This window comes from Methylomonas koyamae (genome assembly GCF_001644025.1).
Classification (GTDB): domain Bacteria; phylum Pseudomonadota; class Gammaproteobacteria; order Methylococcales; family Methylomonadaceae; genus Methylomonas; species Methylomonas koyamae_A.
Map to the genome: position 1 here is coordinate 33,069 of NZ_LUUK01000100.1, position 14,110 is coordinate 47,178.

The window sequence follows — 14,110 nt, forward strand, 5'->3', positions numbered from 1 at the left end:
CCGGTAAAATTCGATGAAATCCCAGCGCTCCCCGTTCAGCTTCAAACTGGCTCCACTCGCGGTCTGCATTCGGCGGATTCTAGCGGGCGGCTTGCTGGCCGGCGCCGGCGGAGAATTACTGGCCGATGCCGGCTTGCCGGTCGCGGTCGGCGCTGGCGCGTCGCCCGGTTCCAGCATCGCCGAGTTGGCGAACCCGGCCTTGCATCCGACTATCGATGTCGGCCATGCCTCCGCCAGCTACAGCGCCGACGGCCAAAAGCTGACGATCAACCAAACCACAGCCAAAACCGTGCTGGATTGGCAAAGCTTTAACGTGGACGCCGGCAAGAGCGTGCAATTTGCTCAGCCCGGTAGCGGCTCGATCGCGTTGAACAACATTCACCAGCTCGACGCCAGCAAGATTTACGGCAACCTCAGCGCCAACGGCCAGGTGTATTTGGTCAATGCCAATGGCTTCGTGTTCGGAAAGGGCGCGTCGGTCAACGTCAACTCCCTGGTCGCCACCACGTTGAAAATCGAGGACGAGGTGTTCGACAAGGGCATCGCCAACGTCGTCGACGCCGGCGCGACCGGCATCAATCCCCCGCCGGTCGCGGCGTTGACCGGCGACGGCGCCGTCTACCGCGATCTCGGCAACGGCCAGCGCGAGAAAATCCGGATTTTGGTCGAGAACGGCGCCGCGATCTCCGCCGCCAACAGCGGCCGAGTGCTAATGGCGGCGCCGGACGTGGAAAACGACGGCACCATCACCGCGCCGGACGGCCAAGTCCTGCTGGTAGGCGCGACCGATAAAGTCTATTTGCAAGCCAGCGATTCCAGCGATGTGCGCGGCTTGCTGGTGGAGGTCGCTACCGGCGGCAGCGTCGAAAACGTCGGCAAAATTCTGACCGAGCGCGGCAACACCACGATGCTGGGCTTCGCGGTGTCGCAGCAAGGGGTCGTTTCGGCCTCGACCTCGGTGGCCTTGAACGGCAGCGTGCGCTTGCTGGCCCGCGAAGGCGCGCAATTGACCGGAACCAGCACCTATAAGCTAAAACCTAAAACCACCACCAGGGCCCAAGCCGGCGAGGACGGCTTAGGCCGGCAAGCCCGCGTGGTGTTGGACGGCGGCAGTCTGACCGAAGTGGCGCTGGACGCCAGCGGCGGCACCGCCGTGGACGAACAAGCCCAGCCGCGCTCGCGCATCGACATCGAGGCCGGGACCATTCGCTTGAAGAACGGCGCGCAAATAGTCGCGCACGCCGGCGACGTGAATTTGATCGCCAGCGCCCAGCCCGACGCACCGCTCACGCAGAATATCGCCGGCAACGCCAGCCGTATCGTCCTGGAGCAAGGCAGTAAAATCGACGTATCCGGCGTCAAGAACGTCGAATTGGCGATGAGCAGCAATATCGTCGATCTGGAATTGCGCAACTACGAGTTGCGCGATGCGCCCTTGCAGAAAGACGGTATCTTGCACGGTAAAACCGTCAAGGTGGACGTCCGCGACGGCACGACGCTGGCCGACGCTTCCGGCGCGATCGCCAAGCGGCCGCACTCGGTATTCGAACGCAGTATCGGCGCCGGCACGATCAGCTTGCAATCGGAAGGCGATCTGATCGTCCAGACCGGCGCCAACCTGGATATTTCCGGCGGCTACCTGAGTTACTTGGGCGGCTATGTCGATACCACGCAACTGCTGTCCGACGGCCGCCTGTTCGACCTCGCCACGGCCAACCCCAACCGCACCTACCAACAAATCGTCAGCGGCCGGCATTACGAAGCGGCTTACCGGCAAGGCGGCGCTGCCGGCACGCTTTCGATCCGGACCCAAGCGGCGCGCCTCGACGGTAACGTGTTCGCCGACACCGTCGGCGGCTTGTACCAGCGCGATCCGACCTCGGCGGCCGCCGGCGGCGAGCTGAACCTCGATCTGGCCTGGAGCAACACCGCGTCGCAAACCGTGGCCTTTGTCGGCGCGGCGAACGGCGGCGGCGAAGACATCGCCAACGTCTTGGCGCTGACGCCGGCCTTGTTCGGCCACGGCCTGAATCATTTCGAGTTGAAAACCCTGGGACGTTTCACGATCGACGCCGGCGTGGTCTTGAACCTGGCGGCCGGCGGCGGCTTCACGGTCCGTGCCGGAACTATCGATGTGCAGGGCAGCCTGATCGCGCCGGCCGGCGACGTCGCGCTGACCTCGGTGTCCGGCGATTTAGACGGTAAGCTGACGCTGGGTACCGCGAGCCGCATCGACACCAGCGGCCTCTGGATCAACGACATCCGGGACGGCCGGGCCAATAGCTTGCAAACCTTGTGGCTGGACGGCGGCGACATTGCCTTGCAGGCCGGCGGCGGCTTGCTGTTGGCGCGCGGTTCCAGCTTGGCGGCCAACGGAGGCGCGCGGATGACCGCTACCCATAAAGTCACCGGCGGAACCGGCGGCGACATCGCGCTGAAAAACAATAATGCCAGCGGCGGACTGAGCGAGTTTCAGCTCGACGCGACGCTGTCGGCGGTCGGATTGCGGCAAAACGGCTCGCTGAGTATCGGCACCAGCCGCGTCGAAATCGCCAACGGCGCCGGCCAGCCGATCGTGACCGACGGCACCTTGTATTTGAGCAGCGGTTGGCTGCAAAACGCCAATTTCGGCGCTTACGCGCTGACCACGACCGATGGCGCCGTCAAAATCGCCGACAACACCCGCTGGCAATTGCGCCAAACCAATTGGCAGTTAAACGGCAATGCGCTTAACGTCGCCAGCGGCACGCCGCTCAGCGAATTAGTCCATTTGGTCCTGCTGCCCGATTACCAGCGCCACGCCGTTGACCTGAGTTTGACCCATGTCAGCCAAACCAGCTTTACCGCCGACGGCGATAGCGGCGGCCTCTTGATCGGCGCCAATGCCTGGCTGGGCGCGGACTGGGGCGCTCGATTCAATTTGACGTCGGACAGTAGCATTCGCATCGACGGCACGCTTAGCGCGCCGGCCGGCACCATCAATATCGCGCTGACCGCCTCCGACAGCGATTACGATCCCAATTTAGGGATATTTCTCGGCGGCCTCGGCCAGCTCAACGCCGTCGGCACCGGCGTGCTGACGCCGAACGGCGCCGGCTTGACCCAAGGCGACGTGAAAGCCGGCGGCACGGTAACGCTGACCGCCGCCCGAGGTTATATCGCCGCGTCCGCCGCCAGCTCGATCGACGTATCCGGCGGCCAGGCGCGGCTGGACATCGTCAACGCCAAGGGCCGAACCAAGCAAACGATAGCCTCGGCCGGCGGCACGATCAATCTAACCGCGGCCGAGGGTTTGATCCTGCAAGGCCAATTGCTGGCGCAAACCGGCGCCGGTAGCGGCGCGGCCGGTGGCGTATCCGGCGGCACGCTCAATCTGGCGTTGGATACCAGGGGGCGCGCCGTGGGCGAGTTCACTACCTTTCCGACTGGCGAACGGGTGATTCGGATCGGCGCCGAAGCGGAGGTGCTATCGAGCGATGTCGAGGCCGCGATCGCGGCCGGCGTGGTACCGGCCCGATTGAACGGGTTGGCCTATATCGGCGCTCGCCAAATCGCGCAAAGCGGCGCCGACCGGCTGAGTCTGGCGAACTTGAGCAATGGCGAAATCCGCTTTGACGGCCCGGTCGCTCTGAACCTTGAACAAAGCCTGACCCTGGATGCGCCGTTAATCGGCCATGTAGGCAGCGGCTCGGCCGTGCTATCCGCCAACGTGGTCAATCTGGGTTCGAGCTTGAACCGAACCGTGTCCGGCTCGCCAGGCGCCGCCGACACCGAAGACCGCTTGACCTTCAACGCCAACCTGATCAACCTGTTCGGCGCCACCGCGATCGGCGGATTCGCCGAGACCCGCTTGCTCAGCAACGGCGACCTGCGGCTGACCGGCATCAACCCCAATGCCGAAGCGGATCTGCTGGGCGCGCTGAAATTGGCCGGCAATTTGACCTTGGGGGCTAGGGAAATCTACCCGACGACCCTCAGCCAATACACGATCGCGATCGATGCGGCCGTCAATCCCGACGGCACGGTGACCGTTCTGCCCGGCGTCGGCGATTCGGCGACGCCGTTGTCGGCGGCCGGCAAATTGACGATAGCAGCGGCGCATATCCAAAGCCAAGGCCGCTTGCTGGCGCCGTTCGGCAATATCGAGCTGAATGCCGGCTCGTCGTTGGCCTTGTTGGACGGCAGCGTCACCTCGGTCAGCGCCGACACCGTGATTCCGTTCGGCCGCACCCAAGGCGGCCTGGACTGGCTGTATCCGCTCGCCGGTTTTAGCAACGTTCAAACCGCCACCCCCGCCAAGTCGATTGTGTTGTCCGGGCCCGACATCAACCTGGCCGCCGGGGCCAGCGTTAATCTGAACGGCGGCGGGGATTTGTCGGCCTTCGAATTCGTTGCCGGCGCCGGCGGCAGCCTGGATGTACTGGACACCGCCGGCGCATACGCGATCCTGCCGGCGTATTCGGCGGATTTCGCGGCTTACGATCCCATCGAATTCGCCAAGTCGGGTCTGAGTTTCGGCGACAGTCTGCATTTGAGCGCGGCGCTGGGCAAGCCGGGCGATAACCAGTACTTGGCGGCCGGCGACTACGTGTTGCTACCGGCCCATTACGCGTTGTTGCCGCATGCGTTTCTGGTCACGCCGCAAGCCGATACCTTGGACATGGCCGCCAGTACCTCCGGCAGCTTGGTTGACGGCACCGCCGTCATCGCCGGCTACCGCTATACCGCGAACACCGGTATCGCCGCCAGCCGCTGGTCCGGCTTCGCGGTCGAAACCGGCGACGTCGCCCGCACTCGCTCGGAATACCGCGAAACCACCGCCAGCGAATTTTTCGGCGCGAAAGGCGCCGGCCTGCCGCAGGACGCCGGCAATCTGGCTCTATTGGCGCAAGGCCGCCTGACATTGGCCGCCGACATCAGCGCCACCGCCGCGGCCGGCGGCTTGGGCGGACTGCTGGACATCGGCGCCAACAAGATCAGCGTCGTGCAAGACTTGAACGCGACCGCGCCGGCCGACGGCGTGGTGGTGTTGGCCGAGCAACTCAACCGCTTGAATGTCGACAGCCTGTTGTTGGGCGGACGGCGCCAGCGCGGCGCGGCCGACACCCGACTGAGCGTCAGCGCCGAAACCGTGACGCTGGGAGACGGTGTCAGGCTGCAAGGCCGGGAGATATTGTTGGCCGCGCGCGACCGAGTCGGCGTCGGGGCGAACGCCGGCGTGGCATCGTCCGGCAAGTTGGACCGTAGCGATGCGATGTTGAATGTCGTCAATGCCGACGGTAGCAGCGACGGTGCCTTGCTACGGGTGTCGGCGGCCGCGCCGACCCAAGTGTTGCGGTCCGCCGCCGCGCTGAGCGGTGCGACCGGCATCTTGGAAGTCGAATCCGGCGCTGAGTTAAGCAGCGGCGGCTCCATCTTGCTGGACGGTAGCCGGGATGTGGCATTCAACGGCACGATCGCGATGAACGGCGGCGATCTGGCCTTGAGTTCCAGCCGAATCACGCTGGGCGGCGACGGCACGGCCGCCGGCCTGAACCTGAGCGACAGTAGCTTGAACGGCCTGAATGCGGACCGTATCGCGTTGAACAGCTACAACGCCATCGACTTTGCCGGCGCGCTGCATCTGGCGGTGAAAGAATTAACCTTGAATGCCGCGAACTTGCGCGGCGTGGCCGGTGGACAAACCGCCAGCATCGTTGCCGATACGATCACGTTGACCCATACCGGTCGCGCGGCGGCGGCGCAAACCTTAGCCGGCGACATGCGCTTGGATTTATCCGCCCGTAACAGCCTGAGCTTGGCCGAAGGCGAATACGCTTGGTCCGGCTTCGGCCAAGTCGCGCTCAGCGCCGGTGTGGCGCTGATCGACGACGGCACCGCCACGATCCACTCGACCGCCGACTTGGCCGTCACCGCGCCGGTGTGGACCGCCAGTGCCGGCGCCAATACCGTGATCGAGTTGGGCGGCCACGATCTGACGGTCGGCGCCGGCAACGGCGGCGCGGTCGGTGGCGGCCTGGGCGCGCGCTTGACTGTTAACGCGCGCGACATCGTGCAACAAGGCCGTATCGAACTGGCCGCCGGCGGCGTCACGCTGAACGCCGGCCGCGATCTGACGGTCGGCGGCGACATCGATGCCGCCGGCCGGGTCGTCAACCTGGCCGATGCGGTAGCCTATGCGGGCGGCGGCTATATTTCGCTGACCGCCGAGCAAGGCAAACTGGCGATCCTGAACGGCGCGCGCTTGGACGTATCCGGCAGCAGTCTCGGCGGAGACGCCGGCAGTCTGAACCTGGCGGCCGCCAACGGCGAGCTGACGTTGGCAGGCAGCTTGGTGGGCCATGCCCACGCCGGCGCGGTCGGCGGCGGCTTGGCCTTGGACAGCCAAACCCTGAGCCCTGCCCAATGGGCCGGGTTGCTCGGGCAATTGCACGGCGGCGGTTTTAACGGCGATATCGCGATCCGCCAGCGCCTGGGCGACATCACAATCACCGCCGGCCAAAGCCTGCAAGCCACCAACATCACGCTGGCCGCCGGCAGCGGTTCGCTGACGGTCGCCGGCGAACTAAGCGTCAGCGGCGCCCAAGCCGGCAAATTGCAACTGGCGGCCGGCGACGCGTTGGCGATACTGGCCGGCGCCAAACTCGGCGCGGTTTCCAGCGGCACCGATAAGGCCGGCGGTTCGATCACGCTGACCTCGACCGATGCCGACGGCGACGGGCTGGAAGGTGTCGCGATAGCCGCCGGCGCCGCGCTGGATGTCAGCGGCGGCGGGGCCGGCGGCGACGTGGAGGTCATCGTCAATCGAAACGGCGACGACGACGCGGCGGTCGATATTGCCGCCGGCAGCGTCGCCGGCGCCGCCAGCCTGAAAGTCGCGGCGATGGCCCATTACGCGACCGACACCATCACCAACGCCCAAATCAAGCAATGGTACGACGATACCCGCGTTTTCATGACCGCCGCCGCCGACAACGCGGATTTGAGCGGGCGCTTGGGCGGCTTTACGCTACAGCCCGGATTGGACGTGCAAGGCAGCGGCAGTCTGGATCTGAATTTGTCCGAGAATTTGGCGACAGCAACCTGGACCAGGGTCGGTAGTGCCGGTGTCTGGCGAACCAAGTTGGACAATATCGCCGGCGCTGTGCAGGCCTTGCGCCGCTTAAATTCCGATGGCAGCGTGAGTAAGGAATACAGCTACTTTTCGCCGGCCTCGTCGAACATTCCCTGCACGCTGACCAATTGCGCGTTGAATGCCGGAACCTATTATTTCGATGCCAATCCCAACTCGCCCACGTATCGAACCCTGTTTTTCAAGGGCAGTACTAACGCCAACCCGCGCACGCTGAGCGGCTTGACCGAATTCAACGGTTGGGACTTGGCCTTGCCTTACGCCAACGGCCAGGATTGGCATTTCGGGGCCGAACAAGTACCAGGCCTGTTGGTGATTCGCGCCGCCGAAAATTTGGACATCAATCAAAACCTGTCGGACGGCATTGCCAGCTACGACGGCAAACAATTGAACGCGTTGTTAGACACCAGCCGCGCCTGGGGCAGCCGGGAAGTCCTGCAAACCGGCGCATCCTGGAGCTACCAACTGGTGGCCGGCGCCGATTTGTCCAGCGCGAATCTGATGGGCTTGCTGAGTGCGCCGGCTCTTGGCACCGGCAATTTGACGGTGGGCGCCAACAGCCGCATTCGGACCGGCACCGGCGACATCGAGATTGCCGCCGCCGGCAATATCAAGCTGACCGATTGGACTTCGGCGATCTACACGATGGGCCGCGCCGACACGGTCGACCGCTATGGCAGTTTGACCGGCTTCACCGTCAGCAACGAGTTTTTCGTCGAATATCCGCTTGCCGGCGGCGACCTGTCGTTAAAGGCCGGCGGCGACATCATCGGCGCAGTCAGTTCGCAGTTTCTCAGCGACTGGCTGCAACGCGGCAGCGTCTCATCGCCGGCGAATGATGGGACGTTGACCGGCGCCACGGCCTGGGGTATCGCCTTCGACGCGCCGGCTACCTTTAACGGCCAAAATCAGAGCTTCGGCTTCCGGGAAAACCTCGGCGCACTGGGCGGCGGGACTATCGACGTCAACGCCGGCCGCGACATTCTGAATTTGTCGGTGATGCTGCCGACCTCGGCCAAGCTGACCGGCGCCGTCGATGCCGACGGTAACATCGCCGAAAGCCCGCCGCTGATTCGCGGCGGCGGCGACCTGAACTTGCGGGCGGGTGGCGATATTGCCGGCGGGGTGTTTTTTGTGGACAAGGGCAACGCAAACCTGAAGGCGGGCGGCGCGATTACCGCCAGCCGAGCCGATCCGGACGCCCCGGAAGGCAGCGTCGGCTACGCCGCCGGGCCGATTTTCGCGATCGGCGATTCGGTGTTTAACGTGCAAGCGGCAACCGGTATCGCGGTCGGCGCGGTTGTCAATCCGTTCGGCGTCCCACCCGCCAATAACCCGGCGTCCAATACCACCATCGTCAACAGTTACTTTTTCAATTACGGCCCCGGCAGTGGTATTGCGCTACAAACGCTGGCCGGTGATATCGATTTTAACAACGATGCGGAACTGATCAACGAACTGGCTAAAACCTTCCCAACCGCCAACAGCGATCCGCAAACCTATATTAGTCTGGCGGCGACTGAGTTGATGTCCAATTATTATCCCGGCAATCTGACCGGCCACGCGCTCAGCGGCGACATCAACATCCACAATTCGATGTTGCTGTTTCCGAGTAGCGGCGGCACGCTGGATCTGGCTGCCTGGGGCAACCTGACCCTGGGCATCGACACGCTGAGCAGCAGCGAAATCCGCCAACTGGATGCCGATCCCAACCTGTTGCCATCCGTGCTGACTCCGACCAATACCAGCGGCAATTGGCCCGAACACGCCGATGTATCGGTCCACGCCAACGACAGCCGTTCGAATCGGCTGATTGCCGCGCACGGCAGCATCGTCGGTATCGGGTCCGCCAGCGTGATTACCGCCAAGGCCACGACCTTTTACGCCGGACTGGACTTTAAAAATTTGGGCGTGGCCATGCAGAATTTGCACGCCGACGACGTCAGCAGCATCAGTGCCGGCCGCGATATTCTGTACGAATTGATTAGAAACCCGACGACCGGCGAGTTTAACGGTACCATCGCCCAGATCGAACTGGCCGGACCAGGCCTGTTAAACGTGTGGGCCGGTCGCAATATCGACTTGGGCGTGTCCGGCGGCATTATCTCGGTCGGCAATTTGCACAACGTCGCGCTACCCAGTCAAGGCGCCGACATTAGCGTGTTGGCGGGCAACCGCTTCTCCGACTCCACCGCGCCGCTGGAAGACTTCCTGAACACCTATGTCGTGTCCGGCAACTACCAAAGCTTGCGCGCTTCCTTGGAGCAACAAACCACGCCGATCGGCCGGCTACAAATCGCGTTGGCGGTGTTGTTCGACGAAATTCGCGCCTCGGCCAAGGCCGCGGCGATGACGACGGGCGCCAAGCAGCAGGCGGCCTACCAACGCGGTTACGACGCGATCGCTCTGTTGTTCCCGGACGCGCCGGCCGGCGACATCAAGTTGTTCTTTAGCCGGATTCAAACCGTGCAAGGCGGCGACGTCAATCTGTTGGCGCCGGGCGGCATGATCAACGTCGGCCTGGCTTCGGGATTTACCGGCGGTAAAGCCGACCAAGCCGATCTGGGCATCATGGCTCAGCGCGAAGGCAACATCAACATCCTGGTCAAAAACGACTTGCAGGTGAACCAGCAACGGGTATTCACATTGGCCGGCGGCGACATTACCGTCTGGTCTTCCGAGGGCAATATCGACGCGGGCCGCGGCGCCAAAGCGGCCTTGGCGACCGCCGCGCCAAGAATCAGCATCGACAAATCCACCAGCCAACTGATCGTCGAATTTCCGCCGACGATTTCCGGCAGCGGTATTCGGGCGCAGTCGGGCTATAACAGCGATAGGATAGGCAATGTCGTGCTGGCCGCGCCGAAAGGCGTCGTCGATGCCGGCGAGGCAGGTATCGGTGGGCAGAACGTGACAATTGCCGCCACCGCCGTGATCGGCGCCAGCAATATTCAGGTGTTGGGAAGCAGTATCGGATTCGGCCAAATCCTGGCGCTCCCGACCATGCCCGACAATGCCGGCGCGGCAGCGGCCGCCGCCAGCCGGTCAGCGTCGACAAACGAAGCGGCCGCCGAGCAGCAAACCGACGATTCCGCAGCCGGACGTTCGGTCAAAGTGGCGTTGTTGGACAGCCAATTGCTTGGTTTCGGTGCTTGCAGCCTTGCCGACATCAAGTCCGGCAAGGCGGGGTGCGGCGACTAACGGGACCGCTAGGAGGCCGCAATTTAATTTCGCCGGGTAGACCTCGGGCAGTAGCGGCAAAGCGCTTGGGTAAGCCCAAGACAGGATTCCGCGCGAGCGTTTTTCAGTGAATGTGCGAAAATTCACGGTTCGCCAATTGGGAGCCTTAGCTCGATCATGCCCACCTCCGAAACCTGTTCCGCGCCGATCGGCGTTTACGACTCCGGCATCGGCGGACTGTCGGTGTTGCGCGCCTTACGGGAAAAGTTGCCAAACGAATCCTTCGTTTACGTCGCGGACAATGCCCACGCGCCTTACGGCGACCGGGCGCCGGACTTCATCGAAGCGCGCGCCCGGCAAATCGCCGCCTTCCTGGTGCAACGCGGCGCGCGAGCCTTGGTCCTGGCCTGCAACACGGCCAGCGTCGTCGCCGCCCAACAGCTACGCAAACTGCATGGCTTGCCGATCGTCGCGATGGAACCGGCCATCAAGCCGGCCGCGCGAATCACGCAATCCAAGGTGGTGTTGGTCATGGCCACCACCAACACGATCCGGAGCGCGTCGGTCGCCCGACTGTGCAGCGCCTACGGCCGGGAGGTTAACGTGATCCTGCAACCGTGTCCGGGTTTGGCGGACCAGGTCGAACGCGGCGAATTTGGTAGCGCGGCAACCTTAGATCTGTTGGACAAATTCATCAGACCCGGCATTGCCGCCGGCGCCGATACCATTGTGCTGGGCTGCACGCATTACGCGTTTCTGACTTCGGAAATTTCGCGGATTGCCGGACCGACGATCGCGGTGGTCGAGCCTTCCGACGCCATCGCCCGGCAACTCGCCCGAGTTCTGCCGGCCGCCACCGCGCCTCGGCGACCAGCCAGCGCCACCACTTACTACACGTCCGGTTCGGCGCCCGACATGTCGGCCTTTTTGGCGACGATCGGCGAAACCTCCCAAGCGGTGTATACGCTGCCAGCGGGCGTGCCGTAGCCGGCCCGAGGGTATAAGGACCCGACGAGCACTTGTCTGTTTGTGCCGAAAAAGTACGGACAGACCGGTGTCCAAACGCCTTCGATTATGTGGAATACCACGCCACAGGTCCTCGCCTACGGATCATCCGTTAAAACCCAGTCTCGAAAGTCGCCCCGCGATTCCGACCGGGTTCCCCCCGAAACCCGGCTGATCCTTACCCTTAGTCTGATGCTCAGCGCGTCAGGGCATCTGGCTCTCGAGTGCCGCCGGTAGCTGACGCAGGTTTTACCGAAAGGCCTTAGTTTAGTTTTTGATCCGTCGCGGTAAGCTGTAAAATCGCCTTTAAGCGTTGGCGCCGTTTCGGCATCAGCTGGCACGCCTCACCGATTTCGTCATTTAGGAGTTCCATTTCATGAGCAATACACAAACTCACGCCGAAGTTCTGGTCCTGGGCGGCGGCCCCGGCGGTTACACGGCGGCCTTCCGCGCCGCCGATTTGGGCAAGCAGGTGGTCCTGGTCGAACGCTATCCGGTGCTGGGCGGCGTTTGTCTGAACGTCGGTTGTATTCCGTCGAAAGCCTTGTTGCACGCCGCGCAAATCATTCACGAAGCCGAGGCGATGGCCGAACACGGCGTCAGCTTCGGCCAGCCGCAAGTCGATTTGGATAAAATTCGCGGCTGGAAGCAAAGCGTCAGCCAGGGTTTGAATCAAGGTTTGGCGAAGCTGGCCAAACAGCGCAAAGTCACCGTGATCAACGGCGTCGGCAAGTTCGCTTCGGCCAATAGTCTGACCGTCGAAAATGAGTCCGGCAGCCAAACCGTGACTTTCGATAACGCGATCATCGCCGCCGGTTCGCAGCCGACTAAAATTCCCGGTTTCCCGCACGACGACCCGCGCGTCTGGGATTCGACCGATGCGTTGAACTTGAACTTCGTGCCGGAGAAGCTGCTGATCGTCGGCGGCGGCATCATCGGTCTGGAAATGGCGACGGTGTATCACGCGTTGGGTTCGAAAATCAGCGTGGTCGAGTTGATGGACCAAATCATCCCCGGCTGCGACAAGGATTTGGTCACGCCGCTGCAACGTAAGATCAAAAAGCAATACGACAATCTGTGGCTGAAAACCAGCGTGAAAGCGATGGAAGCCACCGACGCTGGCATTAAGGTATCTATGGAAGGTAAGGACGCGCCGGAAAGCGAAACTTTCGACGCGGTGCTGGTCGCGGTCGGCCGTCGGCCGAACGGCAAACTAATCGACGCCGATAAAGCAGGCGTTACGGTCGACGAACGCGGCTTTATTCCGGTCGACAAACAGGGCCGCACCAACGTCGGCCACATTTTCGCGATCGGCGATATCGTCGGCAACCCGATGCTGGCCCACAAAGCCACTCACGAAGGCAAAATCGCCGCCGAAACCATTGCCGGCCATAAAGCCGGTTTCGATGCGTTGACGATTCCGTCGGTGGCCTACACCGATCCGGAAGTGGCCTGGATGGGATTGACCGAAAACCAGGCGCAACAGCAAGGCGTCGAATACGACAAAGCCGTATTCCCGTGGGCCGCCAGCGGTCGGTCGTTAGCCTTGGGACGTAGCGAAGGCATCACTAAAATTTTGACCGACAAAACCAACGGGCGAATCCTGGGTGCCGGCTTCACCGGCCCCGGCGCAGGCGAATTGGTGGCGGAAGCGGTATTGGCGCTGGAAATGGGCGCGGACGCCACCGACGTCAGCCTGAGCATCCATCCGCACCCAACCTTGTCGGAGACGTTTGCGTTCGCGGCGGAGATGATAGAAGGGACGATTACCGATCTTTACGTTAAAAAGTAGATAGTTTAGCGGTTTGATTTCCGATCATAATTGGCGTCGGAAATTGAATGTCCGGCAAGTTGTTTATTTGATGATTGATTTTTCCTCGATCACTTGCGTCGTCCATCGGAATGGGAAATTTCCTTCGGAATTAGCGAGGAGATTCCAGACAGGCCGCCGCGTTGGCTATAAATATTACTTTGACAGCAGGTCTGAAAATGGAAAAATTATTCAAAAAGATAAAATACTTGCCTGAATTGGCAAAGAAGTACCGAATACTTAAACACTGTAATCTGCTGGACGATAGGCTTAGCGCATCTGAGTTGGAGCAGTATTTGTACACTTGCAGCGCGGTTGGAACTCATAGAGGGTATTTGCGTTCGCTTCGCGAAACCATGTGCGTCGACCGCGAAGGTAATCCGCTCCCCTGGTACACCTATCCGGCCATCGAACAACTGGCGAAATGGGATTTTTCAGAAGCGGAAGTCTTTGAATTCGGTTGCGGCAATTCGACCCGATGGTGGGCCGGCCGGTCTAAATCGGTCGTGAGCCTGGAGGGCTCACGGGTCTGGTACGACAAAATCTTGTCTTCCAATGTCTTACCGGACAACACCACACCGATACTTGTCGCAATAGATGGGGATGAATATAGTCAAGCATTTGGCGATTACGCGGAGGCTTTGAATAATTTCGGCCAGTTCGACGTCATTATTGTCGACGGCGAATCTCGTTTCAGGACGCGCTACGCTTGCGCAAACAACGCATTAAAGCATTTAAGAGCAGGTGGTTTGATTATTCTCGATAACTCCGACTGGCATCCGGAATCCGCCAAATTGCTAAGAGATTCAGGATTGCTTCAGATCGATTTTTGCGGTCTCGGCCCCTTGAACACCCACGCCGAGACTACCTCGTTGTTTTTGGACAAATTCTTCAGCGTTAAGCCCGTGAACGATAACGAGCACCCAGGGCAAACTATTGGCGGATTGAAGCTCACCCTGGGTTAAAAATCGCAATCCCCTCAC

General features: G+C 61.9%; 4 protein-coding genes. All 4 read left to right on the top strand.

The annotated features are described in order from the left end of the window. Nucleotides 1–13 precede the first annotated feature (13 nt). Entirely contained in the window at nucleotides 14–10,333 is a 10,320-nt protein-coding gene (locus tag A1355_RS08410; protein WP_064026959.1) for a filamentous haemagglutinin family protein, read from the top strand. 156 nt (nucleotides 10,334–10,489) lie between these two features. After that, nucleotides 10,490–11,299 (top strand): glutamate racemase, encoded by an 810-nt coding sequence (gene murI / locus A1355_RS08415; protein ID WP_157197803.1) that lies wholly within the window; start codon nucleotides 10,490–10,492, stop codon nucleotides 11,297–11,299. Nucleotides 11,300–11,693: 394 nt separating this feature from the next. After that, nucleotides 11,694–13,109: a dihydrolipoyl dehydrogenase gene (gene lpdA / locus A1355_RS08420; RefSeq protein ID WP_064026963.1), complete on the top strand. Its 1,416-nt coding sequence runs from the start codon at nucleotides 11,694–11,696 to the stop codon at nucleotides 13,107–13,109. A 197-nt stretch (nucleotides 13,110–13,306) separates the two neighbouring features. Next, nucleotides 13,307–14,092 (top strand): class I SAM-dependent methyltransferase, encoded by a 786-nt coding sequence (locus A1355_RS08425; RefSeq protein ID WP_064026968.1) that lies wholly within the window; start codon nucleotides 13,307–13,309, stop codon nucleotides 14,090–14,092. Nucleotides 14,093–14,110 lie beyond the last annotated feature (18 nt).